Annotated in this window: 20 protein-coding genes; 9 read left to right on the top strand and 11 right to left on the bottom strand. The window is 71.7% G+C overall.

Annotated features, from left to right (window positions below):
- Positions 1-82 precede the first annotated feature (82 nt).
- A complete protein-coding gene (locus ACOKM3_RS03615; RefSeq protein WP_426896797.1) occupies positions 83-1,096 on the top strand; it encodes an alpha/beta hydrolase in 1,014 nt (337 codons plus the stop codon).
- Here ACOKM3_RS03615 and ACOKM3_RS03610 read toward each other — a convergent pair.
- On the bottom strand, positions 1,093-2,100 hold the full coding sequence (locus ACOKM3_RS03610; RefSeq protein WP_426896795.1) for an MsnO8 family LLM class oxidoreductase: 1,008 nt from the start codon (positions 2,098-2,100) through the stop codon (positions 1,093-1,095). The genes ACOKM3_RS03615 and ACOKM3_RS03610 overlap by 4 nt on opposite strands.
- Positions 2,101-2,179: 79 nt before the next feature.
- Here ACOKM3_RS03610 and ACOKM3_RS03605 point away from each other — a divergent pair, with 79 nt between their 5' ends.
- Positions 2,180-2,668 carry a phosphatase domain-containing protein gene (locus tag ACOKM3_RS03605; protein ID WP_426896793.1) on the top strand — a complete coding sequence of 163 codons (489 nt, stop codon included), beginning with the start codon at positions 2,180-2,182 and terminating at the stop codon, positions 2,666-2,668.
- Positions 2,669-2,680: 12 nt separating this feature from the next.
- Here ACOKM3_RS03605 and ACOKM3_RS03600 read toward each other — a convergent pair whose 3' ends face one another.
- Complete coding sequence (locus ACOKM3_RS03600; protein WP_327668697.1) at positions 2,681-2,899, bottom strand: dodecin; 219 nt, start codon at positions 2,897-2,899, stop codon at positions 2,681-2,683.
- Between the two features lie 161 nt (positions 2,900-3,060).
- Here ACOKM3_RS03600 and ACOKM3_RS03595 point away from each other — a divergent pair, with 161 nt between their 5' ends.
- Entirely contained in the window at positions 3,061-4,341 is a 1,281-nt protein-coding gene (locus ACOKM3_RS03595; protein ID WP_426896791.1) for an extracellular solute-binding protein, read from the top strand.
- A 12-nt stretch (positions 4,342-4,353) separates the two neighbouring features.
- On the opposite strand, the gene egtD is transcribed toward ACOKM3_RS03595, so the two are convergent.
- Genes egtD through egtA form a run of 4 tightly spaced genes read right to left on the bottom strand, consistent with a single transcriptional unit; the run spans position 4,354 to position 8,724 of the window.
- Complete coding sequence (egtD, locus tag ACOKM3_RS03590; protein ID WP_426896789.1) at positions 4,354-5,328, bottom strand: L-histidine N(alpha)-methyltransferase; 975 nt, start codon at positions 5,326-5,328, stop codon at positions 4,354-4,356.
- Complete coding sequence (gene egtC, locus ACOKM3_RS03585) at positions 5,325-6,080, bottom strand: ergothioneine biosynthesis protein EgtC (RefSeq protein WP_426896787.1); 756 nt, start codon at positions 6,078-6,080, stop codon at positions 5,325-5,327. Before egtC ends, egtD begins: the two co-directional genes overlap by 4 nt.
- Complete coding sequence (egtB, locus tag ACOKM3_RS03580; protein ID WP_426896785.1) at positions 6,080-7,429, bottom strand: ergothioneine biosynthesis protein EgtB; 1,350 nt, start codon at positions 7,427-7,429, stop codon at positions 6,080-6,082. Before egtB ends, egtC begins: the two co-directional genes overlap by 1 nt.
- Positions 7,426-8,724 carry an ergothioneine biosynthesis glutamate--cysteine ligase EgtA gene (gene egtA, locus ACOKM3_RS03575; protein WP_426896783.1) on the bottom strand — a complete coding sequence of 433 codons (1,299 nt, stop codon included), beginning with the start codon at positions 8,722-8,724 and terminating at the stop codon, positions 7,426-7,428. Before egtA ends, egtB begins: the two co-directional genes overlap by 4 nt.
- A 275-nt stretch (positions 8,725-8,999) precedes the next feature.
- Between egtA and ACOKM3_RS03570 the strand changes: the two genes are divergently transcribed.
- A complete protein-coding gene (locus ACOKM3_RS03570; RefSeq protein ID WP_426896781.1) occupies positions 9,000-9,890 on the top strand; it encodes a TIGR02452 family protein in 891 nt (296 codons plus the stop codon).
- Here the strand turns inward: ACOKM3_RS03570 and ACOKM3_RS03565 are convergent.
- Complete coding sequence (locus tag ACOKM3_RS03565) at positions 9,875-10,330, bottom strand: type II toxin-antitoxin system PemK/MazF family toxin (RefSeq protein WP_426896779.1); 456 nt, start codon at positions 10,328-10,330, stop codon at positions 9,875-9,877. The two genes, ACOKM3_RS03570 and ACOKM3_RS03565, sit on opposite strands and share 16 nt — an antisense overlap.
- Before the next feature lie 71 nt (positions 10,331-10,401).
- On the opposite strand from ACOKM3_RS03565, the gene ACOKM3_RS03560 reads away from it, so the two are divergent.
- Positions 10,402-11,475: a glycosyl hydrolase family 18 protein gene (locus tag ACOKM3_RS03560; protein WP_426896777.1), complete on the top strand. Its 1,074-nt coding sequence runs from the start codon at positions 10,402-10,404 to the stop codon at positions 11,473-11,475.
- A 65-nt stretch (positions 11,476-11,540) separates the two neighbouring features.
- Entirely contained in the window at positions 11,541-12,581 is a 1,041-nt protein-coding gene (locus tag ACOKM3_RS03555) for a LacI family DNA-binding transcriptional regulator (protein ID WP_426896775.1), read from the top strand.
- 107 nt (positions 12,582-12,688) lie between these two features.
- Here the strand turns inward: ACOKM3_RS03555 and trxA are convergent, their stop codons facing one another.
- Entirely contained in the window at positions 12,689-13,102 is a 414-nt protein-coding gene (gene trxA, locus ACOKM3_RS03550; RefSeq protein ID WP_266717420.1) for a thioredoxin, read from the bottom strand.
- A gap of 151 nt (positions 13,103-13,253) precedes the next feature.
- Between trxA and ACOKM3_RS03545 the strand changes: the two genes are divergently transcribed.
- Complete coding sequence (locus tag ACOKM3_RS03545; protein WP_426896773.1) at positions 13,254-14,681, top strand: dihydrolipoyl dehydrogenase family protein; 1,428 nt, start codon at positions 13,254-13,256, stop codon at positions 14,679-14,681.
- Positions 14,682-15,021: 340 nt separating this feature from the next.
- On the opposite strand, the gene ACOKM3_RS03540 is transcribed toward ACOKM3_RS03545, so the two are convergent.
- On the bottom strand, positions 15,022-15,288 hold the full coding sequence (locus ACOKM3_RS03540; RefSeq protein ID WP_426896772.1) for a hypothetical protein: 267 nt from the start codon (positions 15,286-15,288) through the stop codon (positions 15,022-15,024).
- 10 nt (positions 15,289-15,298) lie between these two features.
- A complete protein-coding gene (locus ACOKM3_RS03535; protein ID WP_426896770.1) occupies positions 15,299-15,451 on the bottom strand; it encodes a hypothetical protein in 153 nt (50 codons plus the stop codon).
- Between the two features lie 147 nt (positions 15,452-15,598).
- Between ACOKM3_RS03535 and ACOKM3_RS03530 the strand changes: the two genes are divergently transcribed.
- Together ACOKM3_RS03530 and ACOKM3_RS03525 are read left to right on the top strand one after the other, a co-directional pair.
- On the top strand, positions 15,599-15,736 hold the full coding sequence (locus ACOKM3_RS03530) for a hypothetical protein (protein ID WP_426896768.1): 138 nt from the start codon (positions 15,599-15,601) through the stop codon (positions 15,734-15,736).
- Between the two features lie 101 nt (positions 15,737-15,837).
- The gene (locus tag ACOKM3_RS03525; RefSeq protein WP_426896766.1) at positions 15,838-17,154 is read left to right on the top strand and encodes an SUKH-4 family immunity protein; all 1,317 of its coding nucleotides are present in this window, start codon (positions 15,838-15,840) and stop codon (positions 17,152-17,154) included.
- Between the two features lie 26 nt (positions 17,155-17,180).
- On the opposite strand, the gene ACOKM3_RS03520 is transcribed toward ACOKM3_RS03525, so the two are convergent.
- Entirely contained in the window at positions 17,181-19,352 is a 2,172-nt protein-coding gene (locus ACOKM3_RS03520) for an SUKH-4 family immunity protein (protein WP_426896764.1), read from the bottom strand.
- Positions 19,353-19,438: the final 86 nt, after the last annotated feature.

Raw genomic sequence — 19,438 nt, 5'->3', positions numbered from 1 at the left:
CGCCCCGGATACACACACGGATACCCACTGACACAAGTTGACGCAAGTTGACGCACGCGCCGGACGATTCGAGGGAGCCGCCATGACCGCCGCCCTGACCCGCCGCACCAGACACCTGTTGCTCGTCCTGGCCGCCCTGCTGCTCACCCTGGGCTCGGCCCCGCCCGCCCTCGCCGCCACGAAGTCGCGGCCCGCCGCCGAGGTCGTCGACGTCACCCAGGTCGCCGACCGTCAGGTGGACCTCTCCGTCCGCGCGTCGGCCCTGGGTGGGCGCACGGTCAAGGTCCGCCTCCTCACCCCCGAAGGCTGGAATCCGGGTGACCGCACCAAGCACTGGCCCACGGTGTGGCTGTTGCACGGCTGCTGCGGCGACTACACGTCCTGGACGAACATGACGGACGTCGCCTCCGTCGAGAGCCTGCGCGACGTCCTCGTGGTGATGCCCGAGGCCGGCTGGAACGGCTGGTACAGCGACTGGTGGAATTACGGCGAGGGCGGCGACCCGGCCTGGGACACCTTCCACACCCGCGATCTGCGCCGCCTCCTGGAGAGCGACTGGGGCGCGGGCTCCCGCCGCGTCGTCGCGGGCCTCTCGATGGGCGGCCAGGGCGCGCTCCTGTACGCGGCCCGGCACCCGGGGATGTTCAAGGCGGCCGCGGCCTACTCCGGCTCCGCGCACCCGCTCCTGAACGACGAGTCGACGAACCGCATCTTGGGCTTCTTCGCGGGCCAGGGCAACGACCCCCTGCGCGTCTGGGGCGACCCCGTCGCTGAGCGCGGCATCTGGGCGGCCCACGACCCGTACTACTTGGCCAAGCGCCTCAAGTCGCTCCCCGTGTACCTCTCCTGCGGCGACGGCACCGCGGGCCCACTGGACCCGCCCGGCGCGACGAACGCCCTGGAGGCCGACTTCAACCGCCAGAACCACGCCCTGGCCGCCCAGTTGAGGAAGGCGGGCGCCAAGCACCTCACCACCAACTTCTACGGCCCCGGCACCCATACCTGGCCGTACTGGCAGCGCGAACTGCACGCGTCACTGCCGATGCTGCTGCACGGCCTGGGCGTGAAACAGGGGGCCCAGGAACCGGCCGCCTAGCGGGGCGTCAGACGCGCGATCCTGGCCAGGCGGCGGAACGACTCCAGCAGGGCCTCACGGTCGTACGTACTGGTCGTCACCAGCACCTCCTGCGCCCCGCTCTCCTTGATCACCGTTTCCAGCTCGTCGGTGACCTGCTGCTCCGTGCCCACGATGTGGCCGCGCAGCCCGGACTCGTACAGCTCCCGCTCCTTCTCGGTCATGTCGAAGCCCGCGATGCGCTCGACGGGCGGCAGCGGCGGGAAGGTGCCGTGCGTGCGCGAGTGCGCCATCGACCAGGCCTCGGGGGCGAGGATCCGGCGCGCCTCCGGCTCGCTGCCCGCCACGGCGACCGTCCCCGAGATCACGACGTACGGCTCCGCGGCCCAGGGCGAGGGGCGGAACTCGGCGCGGTAGCGGTCGATGCCGCGCAGCATCTTCTCGCGGGAGCGGAGGTCGCCGATCACCATCGGCAGACCGGCGTGGGCGGCGATCGAGGCGCCCTCGCCCATCGCGAGCACGAACGGCGGGACGGCCAGGCCCTCGCTGGGGCGGGCGTGCACGCGCGTGGCCGACGTGCCGGTGAAGAACGCCAGGAGTTCGTCGAGCTGCGCCGCGAAGTCGTCGGCATCGTCCTTGTCCCGGCCGAGTGCCTTGCGGACCCCGCCGGTGAACCCGACCGAGCGGCCGAGCCCCATGTCGATCCGGCCGGGGAACAGCGACTCCAGAACGCCGAACTGCTCGGCCACGACCAGCGGCTGGTGGTTGGGCAGCATCACGCCGCCGGTGCCGACACGGATGGTGCGGGTCGCCGCCGCGACGGCCGCCGCGAGCACGGTCGGCGCGGAACCGGCGACGCCCGGCACACCGTGGTGTTCAGAGACCCACAGGCGGTGGTACCCGAGGCGCTCCAGGTCCTGGGCCAGGGAAACGGTGTCGCGCAGCGCGTCCTGATCGGAGTGGCCCTCGCGGGTGCGGGAGCGGTCCAGGACGGAGAAACGGGTCGATTCGATCACGGTGCTCACACCTTGGTTCAACGCCGTGGCGCCCCAGGGATTCCCGGGGCCCGGGGCCTCGCCGGGCCTTCCGCATAAGCTGAGGGACATGCCCAGTGACAGACGCCCTCTCGCCGTGTTCGACCTCGACGGCACCCTCGCGGACACCGCGCACCGCCAGCGGTTCCTGGAGCGCAGGCCGCGGGACTGGGACGCGTTCTTCGCCGCCGCGCCGCAGGATCCGCCGCTCGCCGAGGGGATCGCGCTCGTCCTGTCGTCCGCGAAGGAGTGCGACGTCGTCTATCTGACCGGGCGCCCGGAGCGGTGCCGAGCCGCCACTGCGGCCTGGCTCGCGGCGCAGGGGCTGCCCGAGGGGCCGGTCCACATGCGGCGCAATGACGACCGCAGGCCGGCGCGGCGCACCAAGCTGGACGTCCTGCGCCGCATCGCGCGCGGCCGCGAGGTCCGGGCGCTCGTGGACGACGACGAGCTGGTCTGCGACGAGGCGGAGCGCGCCGGGTTCACCGTCGTACGGGCCCGCTGGGCGAGCACGTCGGCGGCGCTGAAGGACGCGCAGGAGAGCGAGGGGCGGACCTGAGCCGGGGCGGGCTCAGGCGTCGTCGTCCTCCAGGCGGAAGCCGACCTTCAGGCCGACCTGCCAGTGCTCGACCTGGCCTTCGACGATCTGGCCCCTGACCTGCGTGACCTCGAACCAGTCGAGGTTGCGCACGGTCTGTGAGGCGCGCGCGATCCCATTGCGGACCGCCTCGTCCACGCCTTCGTGAGAGGTGCCGACGATCTCGGTGACGCGATACGTGTGGTTCGACATGGTTCCACCGTGCCCCAGCGGGGCGTGGCCCGCCATCCGTATGCCGCACCTCTTGACCCCTCCGTTGGTCTATACCAAACTCCCTGAACACCCGTACGAGCCGTGCGCTCATCCCCCACGTCGGGCCGACCTTCCCTGTCCGCAGGCAGAAAGTGACCGACGTGAACTCCCGCCGCCCCGCCCTGACTTTCACCTCCCTCCTCGCCACCGCCGCGCTGATCACCGGATGCGGAGCCCTGCCGGGCACGGGGGAGGAGGGGAAGACGGTCACCGTGTGGCTGATGCGGGGCAGTGCGTCGGAGGACTTCGTCAAACGCTTCACGGCGGACTTCGAGTCCCGGCACGACGGCATCACCCTCGACATCCGCATCCAGGACTGGACCGGGATCGGCGCCAAGGTCACCAAGGTGCTCGACGCGGGCCGCGGTGAGGAGCCCGGCGCACCCGACGTCATCGAGGTCGGCAACACCCAGGTCCCGCAGTACGTCGAGGGGGACGGCCTGCTCGACCTCTCCCTGGAGTCCGCGCGCGACCTCGGCATGCACGACTGGCTGCCCGGCCTCGCCGAGCCCGGCGTCGACACCTCCCGGCAGTACGGCATCCCGTGGTACGCGGCCAACCGTGTCGTCATCTACAACAAGGACCTCTTCCGGCAGGCCGGCATCGACAAACCGCCCGCCACGCGCGCCCAATGGCTGGACATGACGCGGGAGTTGAACTCCGGCGGCACCCAGGGCATCTACCTCGCGGGACAGGACTGGTACACGCTCTCCGGGTTCATCTGGGACGAGGGCGGCCACCTCGCCAAGGAGTCCTCGGGCGTCTGGTCCGGCACCCTGGCCACCCCCGCCGCGCTGCGCGGCATGGCCTTCTACCGGCAACTCCAGGCGCTCGGCGGCGGCCCCAAGGACGCCGACGAGGAACACCCGCCGCAGGCCGAGCAGTTCGCCCGCGGTGACATCGCGCAGATCATCTCCGTGCCGGGCGCCACCCAGCGCATCCTCCAGAAGAACCCGGAACTGAAGGACAAGCTGGGCTACTTCCCGATCCCCGGCAAGACGCCGAACAGGCCGGGGACGGTGTTCACCGGCGGCTCCGACCTGATCGTGCCGGCGAACACCGACGACAGGAACGGCGCCGTCGAGGTCGTGAAGGCGCTGGCCGGCGAGAAGTGGAACACCGACCTGGCCCGCACCATGAACTACGTGCCGAACAAGACCACCCTCGCAGGCGCGGTCGCGGGCGAGCCGGGCGTGGCCGCGATGGCCGTCGGCGCCGCCCACGGCAAGGCGACGCCCCGCTCGCCGCTGTGGCCGAACGTGGAGGCCGGCGACAACCCCATCAAGACGTACATGTCCAAGGTCCTCGCCGGCGGCGACCCGCGGGCGGAGGCGGAGCGTGCCTCCCGCGAGATCACCGACCGGCTCGACGAGTCGAACTAGGTCGTCGAACTGTCAGGAACGGCCGTCCGACGCCCTGCTCAACGACAGCGCGAACCTTCCCTCCGTGTCCGTCCACCAGTGCCCCAACTCAAGGCCTACGTCGTGCAGTTCCGCCTTCACGCCCTCCTGGCGGAACTTCGCCGAGACCTCCGTGCGCACCTCCTCGCCCGCCGCGAAGTCGACCTCCAGATCGAGGGCCGGGATCTTCACGGTCTGCGCGGTGGTGGAGCGCAGCCGCATCTCGATCCACTCGCACTCGGCGTTCCACAGGGCGACGTGCTCGAACGCCTCGGGACGGAAGTCGGCGCCGAGCTCGCGGTCCATCACGGACAGCACGTTCTTGTTGAACGCGGCCGTGACGCCCGCCGCGTCGTCGTACGCAGCCACGAGTGTCGCCTCGTCCTTCACCAGGTCCGTGCCGAGGAGGAAGAAGTCGCCGGGGGAGAGCAGGCCGCGCACCGCCGCCAGGAAGGCCGACCGCTCGTCCGGCAGCAGATTGCCGATCGTGCCGCCGAGGAACGCGACCAGGCGCGGCCCGGGTGTCTCCGGCAGCTCCAACGAGGCCGTGAAGTCGGCGACCATGGCATGGATGTCGAGCGCGGGCCGCTCGGCGAGGAGCGTGTCCGCCGCGCCGCGCAGCGCGCTCTCACTCACGTCCACGGGCACGTACGTCGTGAGGTCGGTGAGCGCGTCCAGGAGGTGACGCGTCTTGTCGGACGAGCCGGAGCCCAGCTCGACGAGCGTGCGCGCACCGGTCGCCGCGGCGATCTCGTGGGCGCGCGCGATCAGGATCTCGCGCTCGGCGCGGGTCGGGTAGTACTCGGGCAACTGCGTGATCTCGTCGAAGAGTTCGCTGCCACGCGCGTCGTAGAACCACTTGGGCGGCAGTGTCTTGGGGGAGCTGGTCAGGCCGTGCTGGACGTCGGCCCGAAGGGCTGCGTCGGTCGCGTCCTCGGGCAGGGTGCGGGTCATGCGGAACGGGCTCACGCGGAGGGCTCCTTGAGCGGGGTCAACAGGACGTCGGTGCGGCTCGCCGCGAGCAGCGTGCGGTCGGGGACCTCGATCCAGTGCGGATCGTCGTCGTAGGGCTCGGAGGCGACGACGACGGAGCGGCCCGGCTCGGTGCGGTACCAAAGGGTGTCGCCCCAGGCCGTGGCGGTGATCGTCTCGCCGTTGGTGAGCAGGAAGTTGAGGCGGGCGGTGGGCGCCGCCTCGGCGATCTCCAGGGTGGTGTCGGCGAGCGCCTGGGCCTCCTCATCGCCCGCCCGCAGCCGGTGCAGGACGAGCGCCCACAGGAACGCCGCGTCGCAGCGGGCCTCCATGGAGAGCAGGTCCGTCGGCGGCAGGGTGGGCGCCAGGGAGGTCAGGGACTGCGGCCAGCCCGGCACCGCCCCGTTGTGGCTGAACAGCCAGGGCCCGGTGGCGTACGGGGCCGCTGCCGCCTCCCCGTCCGCCCCGGCGAGCGTCGCGTCACGCACCGCCGCGAGCAGCGCCCCGGAGCGGACGACGCGGGCCAGGTCCTGGTAGGCCGCGTCGCCCCAGATGGGACCCGCGCGGCGGTAGCGGGCGGGCACCGGGTCGCCGTCCGCGTACCAACCCACCCCGAAACCATCGGCGTTGACCGTGCCGTGGCGCTGCCTGCGCGGAGCCCAGGACTGCTTGAACAGGCTGTGCCGCGGCCGGTCGACGACCTCGCCGAGCGGTACCGGCGGCCCCAGATAGGCCAGGTGACGGCACATCAGGCACGCTCCCGCGGCTCGGCGTCGCGTGCCGTGCGGAAGCCGGAGAAGATCTGCCGGCGGATCGGATGGTCCCAGTTGCGGAACGTGCCCCGGCACGCCACCGCGTCCACGGCGAACGAACCGCCGCGCAGCACCTTGTAGTCGCCCCCGAAGAACACCTCCGAATACTCGCGGTACGGATACGCCACGAATCCCGGATAGGGCAGGAAGTCGCTCGACGTCCACTCCCATACGTCGCCCATCAACTGCCGTACGCCGAGCGGGGATTCGCCGAGTTCATAGCTGCCGGCCGGGGCGGGCCGCAGATGGCGCTGGCCCAGGTTCGCGCGGTCCGGCGTCGGCTCCGTGTCGCCCCAGGGGTAGCGCATCGAACGGCCCGAGGCCGGGTCGTGACGGGCCGCCTTCTCCCACTCCTCCTCGCTCGGCAGGCGGCGCCCCGCCCACCGCGCGTAGGCGTCGGCCTCGTACCAGCTCACGTGCAGCACCGGCTCGTCCGGCGGGACGGGCTCGGTCACCCCGAACCGCCTGCGCAGCCACTGCCCGCCCTCGCGGCGCCAGAACAACGGCGCCTCGAAGTCGTGCTCGCGCACCATCGCCCACCCGGCCGGCGCCCACCAGCGCTCCTCCCGGTAGCCGCCCGCCTCGACGAACTCCATGTACGCGGCGTTCGTCACCGGCGTCGTGTCGATGTGGAACGGCGGCACCAGGCGGGTGTGCGCGGGACGCTCGTTGTCCAGGGCCCACGGCTCGGCCGTCGTGCCCATCGTGAACGGGCCGCCTGGGACGAGGACTTCGGCGGGACCGTCGTAAGGACGCCCCCGGGGCTCCGGATCGGGCGCGGTGAGCGCCGCGCCGCCCTTCCTCAGCTGATGCGTGATCAGCATCGTCTCGTCGTGCTGCTGCTCGTGCTGGGCGATCATCCCGAAGGCGAAGCCCGAGCGGGTGAGACTCCGCGTCCCCTCCGGCTCGAACGAGGCCTTCTCCAGCACGTCGAAGGCGCGCCCGCGGACGTCCGCCGCGTAGCCCCGCGCCTCGTGCGGCGCGAGCAGCGGCAGGCTCTGGCGCTCCGAGCGCGGGTGCTCGAAGGCGTCGTACAGCGGGTCGATCTCGGGGCGGATCGCCTCCTGGCCCGCGACCGCGCGCAGCAGCCACTGCTCCTCCTGGTTCCCGATGTGCGCGAGATCCCAGACGAGCGGTGACATCAACGGCGAGTGCTGGGCGGTGAGTTCGCCCTCGTCGACACAGCTCGTCAGCAGTGTCGTGCGGCGCCGGGCGGCCTCGAGGGCGTCCGCGGCGCGGCCACGGAGCGCCTCCGGGTCCGTGGTGACATTCTCCTCAGCGGTCATGATCGGACGGTCCTCCCCTGAGCGGGTTGTCGCGTGAGCTGGTCGAGCACGTCGTCGGCGGGGCAGCGGCCGCGGACGACATAGCGGCGCGTGAAGTCCGCGACCGCCTGCCGCAGATCCGGGCCCGCGCCGATCCTCGGCAGGGCTTCCAGCGCCGTCGTGAAGCAGGCCGTGGCGGCCTCGCGCAGCTCGGGATCGGTGAGGCCGAGCCGGGCCGCGTCGCGCCACAGCGGATTGTGCGGAGCGGGCTGCGGGCCCGCCCGCTCGGCGAGCGGCTTGACCGCGCGGTACGCGGTCTCGGCGGCCTCCGGGTCGTCGAACAGGGCGGTGGTGACGGCGAGCGGCACCAGCCACCCGTCGTCTCCCGGCTGCGCGTCGATCATGCGCAGTTCGAGGTGCCCGCGCGGGCGCACGGGCGGGAAGAGGGTGGTCAGGTGGTAGTCGAGATCCGAGTGGGCGGTCGGCCGCGGCTCACCCGTGCGCGCCCACTCGCGGAAGGTCAGCCCGTCCGGCACCTGCCACGGCCCGTCCTCGGCGCGCACGCACATCACGGGCGCGTCGAGCACGTGCCGTGCCCACGCCTCGCGCGGATCGAAGTCGAGGGGTACGCCGCCGGAACGGCCCACGTCGATCCGCTCCCACAGCAACTGCCGCGTGGAGCGCCAGCCGGTCGGGCGCCCGGACAGCATCGGCGAGTTGGCGAACGCGGCCACCAGGACCGCGCCCAGCAGATGCGCGAGCCGCCAGCGCCTGCCGAGCCCCTGCGGGCCCGGCTCCTCGTGCCCCGCGTCCAGACACACCTGCACGGACGCGGACGAGCACATCATGGAGCGCCCGGCGGGCCCGGCACGGTCGAGTGACGCCTCCAGGGCGTCGTAGCGGGGCTGATGGAGAACGCGCCGCGGCGGGAGCCACGGGTCGGTGCCGTGTCCCGACAGGGTGAGTCCGTGGCCGCGGAGCATGGCGCGGACGGCGGTCAGGTCGGCCCGCATGGCCGAGACGCATTCGGTGAGGGAGTCGGCGGGGAGCGAACTGAGTTCCAGCTGCCCGCCGGGTTCCACGGTGAGCGCCGAGCTCAGAGGCAGGGCGCGCAGTGCGACGTACGCCGCGTCGAGTCGTTCGGGTGGTAAGGGGAGCCACGGCTTCAGCAGGGGGCGCGGCTCGTGCACGATCCATTCCAGCTCGACCCCGACCTTGCGCGGTGGTCCGGTCTTGAAGCAGATGCCCCGTACCAGGGCCTCCGCCTCGGCTTCGGTGATCAACTCACCGAACGCCGTACAGTCTCCCTCGCTCATGGGGGGATTCCTCCTGGTTCGCACGTTCTCCATGGTCCCTGGTGGGGGCCATGCCGTCGATTCGGCCCGTGGTCCGGGCCCTTTCCGGGCGACGCAGACCCTCCACCCAAGACGGTTCGGGCGGCTCGCACAAGAGTGCCTCTGGACATCCCCGGGACTTCTCCGGGTCGTCCCCGGATCTTCTCCGGGGACGGCGAAAACCTGTTGCCCGAGCAGTCACTGTGCGTACACGATGGATTCATGAACACGACGGGGGAGACGGCGGGGGGCGCGGCGTGAGCGCACGACTGCGCGAGCTCGCGCGGAGCACGGAGAAGATCGTCGACTCGGGGGAGTACGCGGACGACGGGGGCCGCGTGGTGACGATCGGCGCCGCGGTGGCGAGGGCGCGGGCGGGCACCAGGATGTACGGGCCCGACCCGGTGCCCGTGCCACCGATATCGCCGGAGCCACCCGTGGGCCGGACGCGCGTCGAGGTCACGGGCGAGAGCAGCCTGGAAGCGGCACGCCGCATGGTGGGCGAGCGGCCGCAGCCCGTGGCCGTCCTGAACTTCGCCTCGGCGCGCAATCCCGGAGGCGGCTACCTCAACGGGGCGCAGGCCCAGGAAGAGGCGCTCTGCCGCTGCTCCGCGCTGTACACCTGCCTGATCGAGGCGCCCGAGTTCTACGCCCACCACCGCGAGCACCGTGACGCCTTCTACACCGACCGGGTCATTCACGCACCGGCCGTCCCGGTGTTCCGTGACGACCAGGGCCGACTGCTCGACGCGCCGTTCGAGGCCGGCTTCCTGACGTCACCCGCGCCGAACGCGGGAGTGATCGCGCAGCGCACCCCGGAGCGGGTGCGCGAGATACCCGCGGCCCTGGCCGCGCGCGCCGAGCGTGTGCTGGAGGTCGCCGCGGCCGAGGGGTATCGGCGGCTCGTCCTCGGGGCCTGGGGCTGCGGGGTGTTCCGCAATGATCCGGGGCAGGTGGCGGAGGCCTTCCGCGCCGCGCTCGAAGGGCGTTTCGCGGACCGCTTCGAGCAGGTCGTGTTCGCGGTCCTCGACCGGACGAAGGGCGCGGCGACCCGCTCCGCGTTCGAACGCGCCTTCGGCCGGGGCGACCTCGGCAAGGTCACCTCAGGTCATGCCGCCTCCGGCCCGCCGGATCAGCGCCAGCCGTAACGCTCCCGCAGCCGCAGCACCACCGTGTTGAACCGGCCGCGGTCCAGGGCGCAGGCCTCGCGGCGCATCCCCTTCTCGTGCACGCGCAGCACGCGGTCCAGGTCCACCCACGAGTCCCGGCCGTCCCTGTCCCAGGGGCCCGAGCCGAGCGCCACCCACTCGCGGTCGCCGTCGTGCCGCTTGCTGGACAGCTGCACCGCCAGCAGGGTGCCGGCCGCCTCCCGGGCGACCACGAGCACCGGGCGGTCCTTGCCGCGCCCGTCGTTCTCCTCGTACGGAACCCAGGTCCACACGATCTCGCCGGGATCCGGGTCGCCGTCGTGCGCGGGCGCGTACTCGGTGCGCACCGCGCCGACCCGTGTCGGCTCGGCCTCCACCGTGGCCGTCGCGCCGCTGCGGCCGGGGTGTTCGTACGCATGGTCATCCGTGTAGGCAGTCACGGGGGTCACGTTAGACGCCGACCGGCCCAATCCCTGCGGCGGGTACGCCGGATGGGCCGCAGGCTCGCCCCATGAAACGACGTCACACCACCGTCCTCGGCGTCCTCGCCGGGACCCTCGCCCTCACCGCCGCGGCGCCCGCGGGCCCCGCCGCATCCGAAGCCGCGCCCCCGCGCACCGTCTCCGCCTGGCTCCCGTACTGGGACCAGGAGGCCGCCTACCAGAACGCCCTCGACCACGCAGCGCAGATCCGCACCATCAGCCCCTTCTGGTACGAGACGAAATCCGCCGCCCGCGTCGCCGGCCATACGGGCGCGGGCGAGCGCCGCATCATCAACGGACTGCACGCCCGCGGCATCCAGGTCGTCCCCACGGTCATGGAGACGATGAAGTCGGGCGCCCTGGCCAAGGTCCTGAACAACGAGCAGTCCCGCACCCGCCACATCGACGCGCTCCTCGACGTCGTCCGCAGCCGCGCCTACGACGGGCTCGACATCGACTACGAGTCGATCGCCACCGCTCCCGACGACAAGTACCGTTCGGTGCGCGCCGGTTACACCGCATTCGCCACCCAACTCTGCGCGCGCCTGCATGCCTCCGGCAAGAAGTGCTTCCTGACCGTGATGCCCAAGACCCGTTCGACGGGCCGTATTTGGGACTACAAGAAGCTGGGTGCCGCCGCCGACCGGGTGCGGATCATGGCGTACAACCTGCACTCCGCGGAGGGCAGGCCGGGACCGCTGGCCTCGCCCCAGTGGTACGACGAGATCCTGTCCCGCGCCACCACCCAAGTCCCGCGCGCCAAACTGGAGATGGGCCTGCCCGCGTACGGCTGGAACTGGAAGGTCGGTGGCCCCCACGGCGGCGGAAAGCACCGCGCCCGGCACGTCACGTCGAAGTCGGCCGAGGCGCTGCGCCGCAAGGTCGGCGCGCGCTACGCCCTCGACCCGGAGTCCCGCACCCCCCACTTCACGTACAAGGAGGGCAAGGGCAAGAAGGCGACCCGCCGCACCGTCTGGTACCAGGACGCCGCCGGCACCGCCGCACACCTCCCGGTCCTGCGGAAGTACGGCGTACGGAACACGGTCCTGTGGGCGCTGAACTTCGAGGACCCGAAGCTGTGGAGGACCCTGGCGCGGGGCTGATCCAGGGGCCGGGGGCAGGGGGTAGCCGCAGCCGCTCGGCGGCGTCTGCAAGGATGCCGTACGTCATGGTGCAGATACCGAAGCAGCAGTCCGCCCAGCCGTCCGTGCCCCACAAGGCGGCGCCCGGCGCGCTGCCCACGAGCGCCGATGTCGCACGCCTCGCCGGGGTCTCGCGCGCCACCGTCAGCTACGTCCTCAACAACACGAGCGCGGTCCGCATCAGCGAGCCGACCAGGCGGCGCGTCCACGCGGCCGCCAAGGAACTCGGCTATGTCCCGCACGCCGCCGCCCGCAGCCTGCGCGCGGGACACACCCGGATCGTCCTCGTACCGACCCCCGACGTCCCGATCGGGCCCCTGTACAGCGCCTTCCTCAACGAACTCCAGTGGGCGCTGAGCCGCCTCGACTACACCGTCGTGCAGTACGGCAGCGTGGGCCTCAGCGGCGACGACGCCGCGCGCGCCTGGGCCGAGCTGCGCCCCGTCGCCGTGCTGGGCCCGGTCGGCATGGGCCCCGACGGCATCGCCGTGCTCCGCCGCTCCGGGGCCCGCGCCGTCATCACGCTCGGCCCGGAGCCGGTCGAGGGCGCGCACGCCCTGCTCACGGACCACCGGAAGGTCGGCCGCGTGGCCGCCGCACACCTCCTGGACGGTGGCCGCCGGCGGATCGGCGTCGTCATGCCGAAGGAGGCGGGCCTCGACACGTTCGCGGTGCCGCGCCTGGAGGGTGTGCGCGAGGCGGGCGCCGAGACGGTGCCGCTACCCCTCGCGTACGACGAGCAGGATGCGGCCCAAGTCGCCGGGCAGGTACGTGAGTTGGGCCTCGGGGCGGTCTTCGCGTACAACGACGAGTACGCCATGCTGCTGATGCGCGCGCTGCAGGACGCGGGCGTCGACATCCCCGGCGACGTCGCCGTGATGGGCGCCGACGACCTGATGCTGGGCCGGCTGCTGCGCCCCCGCCTGAGCACGGTGCGCCTCGACCTGCCCTCGGGCCGGGAGCTCGCCGAACTGGTGGACCGCCTGGTCAGGGCCCCGGATGAGGACGCGGAGCCGGAACCGCGCGAGGCGTTGGCGGTGACGCTGGTGGCACGCGAGTCGGCCTGACGCCCTCCCCGTACATACGGACGGGGGCGGACACGCCGCGAGGCGGCCGCCCAAAAGGGCGACCGCCTCGGGGCCACTCGAGTGACTGAGGGGAGAAGGGGGGAGTCTCAGCCCTCCTGGCCCTGACCCTGCCCCTGGCCCTCCTGCTCGGCCTTCGCCTGCTGCTCGGCGACCGACGCACGGACCTCGTCCATGTCCAGCTTGCGGGCCTGGCCGATGACGTCCTCGAGGGCCTCCTTCGGCAGCGCCCCCGGCTGCGCGAACACGGCAACCTGGTCACGCACGATCATCAGCGTCGGGATCGACTGGATCCCGAAGGCGGCGGCAAGCTCCGGCTGCGCCTCGGTGTCGACCTTGCCGAACACCAGGTCCGGATTGGCCTCAGCGGCCTCCTCGTAGACCGGGGCGAACTGCTTGCAAGGCCCGCACCAGTCAGCCCAGAAGTCGATCAGTACGAACTCGTTCTCCGTAACCGTCTGATCGAAGTTCTCCTTGGTCAGCTCCGTGGTGGTGCTGCTCATGGTGTTTTCCCTCTTCCTGCTTCCGGGGTTCGGGGCGAAGCCGTCGGGGGCAAAGCCGCTGTGCACAACGGTCCGGATGTCGGACGTATTCCGCGCTCGTACCCATGTGCTCGGCACGCACACATCCGACCACACTGAGACACTGGCGGGTATGACCGAAGCCATCACGTACGACGTCGTAGTGCTCGGAGCCGGACCCGTCGGCGAGAACGTCGCGGACCGCGCGCGAGCCGGGGGACTGAGCGCCGCCATCGTGGAGAGCGAGCTCGTCGGGGGTGAGTGCTCGTACTGGGCGTGCATGCCCAGCAAGGCGCTGCTCCGCCCGGTGATCGCCCGCGCCGACGCCCGCCGGGTGCCCGGCCTGCGCCAGGCGGTGCAGGGACCGCTCGACGCCCCTGCGGTGCTCGCGCACCGCGACGACTACACCTCTCACTGGAAGGACGACGGCCAGGTCGGCTGGCTGGAGTCCATCGGCGTCGACCTGTACCGCGGCCACGGCCGCCTCGACGGACCGCGCCGGGTCACGGTCACCGCGGACGACGGCACGGTGACGACCCTCACGGCACGCCACGCGGTCGCCGTCTGCACGGGAACCCGCGCCGCCCTGCCCCCACTCCCGGGCCTCGACGCGGTCAAGCCGTGGACCAGCCGGGAGGCCACGAGCGCGGACCGGGTGCCGGGCCGCCTCATCGTGGTCGGCGGCGGCGTGGTCGCGACGGAAATGGCCACGGCCTGGCAGGCACTCGGCTCCCAGGTCACGGTCCTGGTCCGCGGGGGCGGCCTGCTGGACCGCATGGAACCCTTCGCCGGCGAGCTGGTCGCGGACGCGCTGCGCGAGGCGGGCGCGGACCTGCGCACGGGTGTGTCGGTGAAGTCGGTCGAACGGGCGGCTTCCGGCACCGTCACGGCCACCCTCGACGACGGCACGACCCTCGAAGCCGACGAGATCCTCTTCGCGACGGGCCGCGCGCCGCGCACGGACGACATCGGCCTGGAAACGGTGGGCCTGGAACCCGGCTCCTGGCTGGACGTCGACAACTCCCTCCGCGTCACGAACAGCACGTGGCTCTACGCGGTCGGCGACGCCAACCACCGCGCGCTCCTCACCCACCAGGGCAAATACCAGGCCCGCATCGCCGGCGCCGCGATCACCGCCCGCGCCTTCGGCGTCCCGATCCTGGAGACCGACCGCTGGGGCGCCCACGCCGCGACGGCCGACCACGACGCGGTCCCGCAGGTCGTCTTCACCGACCCCGAGGCCGCGAGCGCGGGCCTCACCCTCGCCGAGGCGGAGGCAGCGGGCCGCCGCGTCCGCGCGATCGACTACGACATGGCGAACGTCGCCGGCTCCGGCCTCTACGCCGACGGCTACACGGGCCGCGCCCGCATGATCGTCGACCTCGACCGCGAGATCCTCCTGGGCGTCACCTTCGTCGGCCCGGCAGTCGGCGAACTCATCCACTCGGCCACGATCGCCATCGCCGGCGAGGTCCCGATCGACCGCCTGTGGCACGCGGTACCGGCGTACCCGACGATCAGTGAGGTGTGGTTGCGGTTGCTGGAGGTTTATAGGGGATAGGCAACCGCCGTTAGGTACAAACGGCGGAGGCGGCCTGGCCGGTGATGCGCGCCAGGCCGCGAAGATCAGCTGGCGCGACAGTCGCTGACGAACGCCCTCGCCGCAGTCAGCGACTCCTGTTCTGTGACGTCACCGGGATTCCGCGCGGTGGCATCGGATACCAAGTACCCGTGACGTTCGTCATTCCTGTCGCGCCCCGACCATTACGGGTTGGCCGGGGCGCAGTGGTTTCAGTAGGCGATGCCTATCGCTTCTCGTCGCACATGCCTTCCTCCAGCTCGTGGATGTCGCGGTCGCCGGGGGAGACACAGATCCAGCGGGTCGGTTTCTCCTGGCACTCTCAGCTGGCCGGGTCGGCCAGGAGGTCGGCCAGGGCCTGTCCGGTGACCTCTTCACCGGACAGTTCGGCCGGCCACTCGTCCGAGCGGAACACCTTGATGAACCCGAGCGGCTGCCAGCAGGCGATCAGGCGTGAGAAGCGCGGAATGTGCTTCTTCCACTCCTCCTCGTCCTCGCTCTTCGTCCAGTCGGAGAGGATGGCCCAGAGATCGGCGGTCTCGGTGCCGTTGATGTAGAGGCAGTACTCGTCGTCCGCCCATTCCTTCACGGTGATCTCCCTACTCGTCCAGCGCCGGGTTGCCGGCCAGCGGCACGCGGTAGGCCTTCTTGCCCTGCTGCACCTTGACGTACGGCGCACGGTGGAGGATGTCGCGCAGTTCGTACGTGCCGTCTGCCTTCTTTGCACCGTTGCCAGCCTCGAAGATCATCATCGCGCCGGGAATCCTGACCTTGAAGCCGCCACCCGTCGCTGCGTGTACGGGAATACGCTCCTTTCCCTTGAGTAGGACCTCGAGCTCATCCGCGCCGACTACGTACGTGTCTGGCGTCGCGGGGCGCGCAACGACGGCGAGCGGATCGTGACGGCACTGGTCTCCGCCGCGCCCCTCACGGGAACCGACCTCTCGCCCGACGGCATCCTCCTCGTTGCCACGGAGAGTGGTGTGAAGGCGTTGCAGATCCGCCCGGAGCAGACGGATACGTTCCCGGCCGCCTGACAACCGAGAGGCCCGGCCCGATAGCCTCAAGGGCGCCACGGCCTCAAGCGCCCCACCCACCTACTGGCCGCCCCGCCCACCGAAGACCCGAAGGAGTTCCCGTGATCAGCCAGGAGCAGGCGCTCGCGACCGCCGAGGGGTGGCTCAACCCCGAAGGGCGGGCGCGCCGCGAGGTGCGGATCCAGGAGTTCGACCTTGGCTGGGTGGTGTGGGCCGCGGCCCCGCCGCTCGAGCGCGACCCGGTCACGGGCAAGCGCAGGCCGCCGGCCACGATCGGCCACGCCTGCGGAGTCGTCGACCGCCGCACCGGCGAACTGAGCACGTGGCCGTCCGTGCCGGTGGACGAGGTCGCACGGATGTATCAGCAGAAGCACGGTGACGCAGCAGCGCAGGCGCCCGCCGAGCAGTGGGTCACAGGCCCCGGCAACACCACGGTCTTCACCTACCTCGACCCCGAGACCCGCGAGAAGACGAGCCTCGTCAAGAACTCGGAACCGGGCGATCCGCACTCCGAGTGGGTAGCCGCCGCGGAGCTGCTCGGCCGTGGGATCCCCGCACAGGACGTCGTCGCGGTCCACACCGACCTCAGCCCGAGCACGCTTCCCGGCGGCTACCCGGGCGTGGTCTTCCCCCGCCACTTCACCAACGCCCGCTTCTCGCACACGCACCAGTACGGTCCCCGGCGCGAGGACCGCGCCGCGGCGATCGACGCCCTGGTCCAGCACGTCGAGGAGATGCACCGGATCGCCGGGCAGGAGCCGCCGCCCCGGCCGAACCGGGCGCCGGTGCCGACCGACGTCGAGCCGGCGGATCCGATCCGCGACGTCGCGCTCGGCCGCGAACTGACGGAGGCCTTCGGCGCCGAGGACGTCCTGCGCTACGACGCCGATGACGTGGCGCGCACGCCGCTGCCGGAGGCCGCGAAGTCCACGCTGACGTGGGCCGGCCTTCCGGCCGACGTGCCGTTCTTCTTCACGGCCGACACCCCGGAGGCGTGGCATTCGGACGGCCGGTTCAACAATGTCGCCATGGAGCTTCGTGTGGGCCGCTCAAGGGCGGGCGCCGATGCCCTCGCGTTCCTTGAGGGGCTCGTCAGGATCGGCAGCGACCGGTACGCGGTGATCGCCGTCCAGTGCACGGAGTCCGAGCTCGACGGTGAGCCGGTCGGCCAGGTCTGGGCCGTCAGCCCGGAGACCGGCGCGGGTCGCCGCGTCAACGCCTCCGTGTCCGCCTTCGCCCGCTCCCTCGCCCTGCTGCACACCACGCGCGAGGAAATGGTCGGCCTCGACCCGGTGATGGCGGGCACGGCCGTCGCCGACCTCCAGGAAGAGCTCGTCGCCATCGACGCGACGGCGCTCGACGACCCGAGGAACTGGTGGTCGGTGATCATCGAGCAGATGTGGCACGGCCTGATCTGACCAACTGCCGCCTGGGCGTTATGAGTTCATGAGTTGTGGAGCACGTACGACCAGACCGGCTGCTCACTGCCGGCCTCGTCGACGTCGCTCAGCGCACCCAGCACCCAGTAGGGGATCTCCTCGCGCTCGGGACTGAGCGGGGGCAGCAGGCTCCGCGTCCGCAGCCCGGTGACGAACAGCGCGACCATGGTGAGGAACTCCTCCAGCCCGCGCGCGGCGGGAAGCCCGGCCAGATACTCCTCGTCGGGCCCGCTCGGAACGCGCAGGATGCGCCCGGTGGGCCCGTCGACGACGAGCTCACCGCCCATCCACCTCCCGATCTGGAAGAACGGCCCCTGCTCGGCCACGGCTTCGACATCCTCCGGCCACTCCACCTCGTCGAGGAGGTCGACGTCCCCGTCCCCGTACGGCAGGAGAGCCATGGCGCCCTCGTGCAGGTCCGGCAGCCCGAACTCGAGGAGAAGTTCCCGGGTCGGTTGATGGGTCAACTCGTCGGGCAGTTCCTCGGGTTCGGCCTCCATGACGTCCTCCGCGCCGAACAGGGCGACGAGGTCGGTGTGGCTCGGGGGAGCGGCATCAACGGGGCTGCTGGGGCTCGCGTCGGCGTAGGACCCGGTGAGGGGGGCGTGCCGGGAGCCGAAGGTGTCGGCGAGGCCCGCGCCCTGGGCCCGGATGGCCACCAGCCCCAGATCACCCCCGAATACGACGACACCGCCCACGGCGAGCGGCGCGCAGGGCAACACGAACGCGTCCTTGTCCCGGGGCGGGGCCGCGTCGGCGAACAGCTCACTGAGCCGGGCGGGGTGCGTGGTCGCCGACCCGTCGGGCATGGCCAGTTCCGAGCGATGCTCCAGCAGCGCCTCGTCCCGATTCCAGGGCCCCGCGACGAGCTCGCCGCTCTCCAAGTCCCTTACGGTCACGTACGGTTCGGGCTCCCCGTCGACCGTACGCTGCTGCAGCGCGGCGACGGCGGGCCGCCCCTGCCACCGCACTTCCGTAAGCCGCACGAACCTGCCCGCTTCGAGGAACCGTACGTGGTACCCGCCCGGCTGCCGCCAGTGCGCCCACTTCGTACGCCAGGGAAGCGCGAGACCGGAGGCGGCGACGGTCGACGCGAACTCATTGTCACCGCGGGACGAGGCCATCAGATGCAGCCAGGAAGCCCACTCGCCCTGACCGCGCGGCACAACTCCCCACCCCCACAAGTGAATTGCGTCGGCAGCCGGGGTGTTGCCAAAGACGACGAGGCTGCGGCTGCGCGCCGAGTCCATGAGGGCGGTCTGCGGAAGGTGGGCCACGGCCCGCCCGTCCCGCAGGAGTTCGTCGTACGTCCCCGCCTGCACGGCGTGCATGGCGAGCCCGGCGGCAGCGTAGAGCCCGATGGCATTGGACCTGGCCCAGCCTTCGGGGTGGCGGAAGTCGGTGGCGGCGCGTTGCAGCAGCCAGTCGACCAAGTGCCGATTGGTGCGGGCGAGTTCGTCGGGATCGGTACGTCGCCGCAACTCCTCGGCCACGTTCTCATCGACGAACGAAACCCCCAACGGGCCGATCGCCAGGACGTCCGCATACTCCTGCGCGAATTCGTCAAGCTCGATCTGGCAGTCACCACTGAGTCCGGCAATGAGCTCCGCCCACACGGGGAAGGGCACGATGCGCGGCTCGGCGAGCGCGAGGGCACGCAGGGCGGCGGGTGCGTCGGCGATGGCGACGTCACCGACGGGCAGCCGAAAGACGCAGTCGTCCGACATTCCGCGCGGCAGAAACTCAGGATCGGTATCGGTCACCACGGCCACCTTGCCCCGCGTCAACCACGGAAGCGCCCACGTGATCAGCCGCTCGGGCTCGTACGACCGCCGTGTGACCCCGGCGCGCCGGGTGTTGACCAGCACCACCAACCGCTCTTCACGCAAGGCCCCGAGTGCCGTCCGTAGGGCGCCTCGCTTACCGGAATCCGCCTCAACTCCCAGCGCCTTCAAGACCCCCCGCACCACCTGCTCGGCGCTGAGCCCCGCGGCATCGACGAGCACACTCCCCGGAACGTCCTCGTGCACCCGCCGCATGACGCCGCCGGTATCGGCCCCGACCGGAGCGACGACATAGGCGGCACTGCCACCCCGCCCCCCGGCCCGCCACCACGCACCGACACGCCCCGGCACCCCTTCCGCCCCCACGGAAATGTCCCCCGTCGCCCCACTCATGCCACTCCTCGTCACCGTGTCTCCCGAGGTCTCCCGGACGGTGTCACGGTATCGGGGGAGAGGGTGGGGGAGGGGAGTGGGGCCGA

This window comes from Streptomyces nidicola, assembly GCF_050106155.1.
Taxonomy (GTDB): Bacteria; Actinomycetota; Actinomycetes; order Streptomycetales; family Streptomycetaceae; genus Streptomyces.
This window is presented reverse-complemented; position numbering and strand designations above follow the sequence as displayed.

Excerpts from the sequence above, each read along its gene's own strand:
- ACOKM3_RS03615 (WP_426896797.1), top strand. The coding sequence starts at position 83 with ATGACCGCCGCCCTGACCCGCCGCACCAGACACCTGTTGCTCGTCCTG.
- ACOKM3_RS03605 (WP_426896793.1), top strand. The coding sequence starts at position 2,180 with ATGCCCAGTGACAGACGCCCTCTCGCCGTGTTCGACCTCGACGGCACC.
- ACOKM3_RS03600 (WP_327668697.1), bottom strand. The coding sequence starts at position 2,899 with ATGTCGAACCACACGTATCGCGTCACCGAGATCGTCGGCACCTCTCAC.
- egtC (WP_426896787.1), bottom strand. The coding sequence starts at position 6,080 with ATGTGCCGTCACCTGGCCTATCTGGGGCCGCCGGTACCGCTCGGCGAG.
- egtB (WP_426896785.1), bottom strand. The coding sequence starts at position 7,429 with ATGACCGCTGAGGAGAATGTCACCACGGACCCGGAGGCGCTCCGTGGC.
- egtA (WP_426896783.1), bottom strand. The coding sequence starts at position 8,724 with ATGAGCGAGGGAGACTGTACGGCGTTCGGTGAGTTGATCACCGAAGCC.
- ACOKM3_RS03560 (WP_426896777.1), top strand. The coding sequence starts at position 10,402 with ATGAAACGACGTCACACCACCGTCCTCGGCGTCCTCGCCGGGACCCTC.
- ACOKM3_RS03555 (WP_426896775.1), top strand. The coding sequence starts at position 11,541 with ATGGTGCAGATACCGAAGCAGCAGTCCGCCCAGCCGTCCGTGCCCCAC.
- trxA (WP_266717420.1), bottom strand. The coding sequence starts at position 13,102 with ATGAGCAGCACCACCACGGAGCTGACCAAGGAGAACTTCGATCAGACG.
- ACOKM3_RS03545 (WP_426896773.1), top strand. The coding sequence starts at position 13,254 with ATGACCGAAGCCATCACGTACGACGTCGTAGTGCTCGGAGCCGGACCC.
- ACOKM3_RS03535 (WP_426896770.1), bottom strand. The coding sequence starts at position 15,451 with ATGATGATCTTCGAGGCTGGCAACGGTGCAAAGAAGGCAGACGGCACG.
- ACOKM3_RS03520 (WP_426896764.1), bottom strand. The coding sequence starts at position 19,352 with ATGAGTGGGGCGACGGGGGACATTTCCGTGGGGGCGGAAGGGGTGCCG.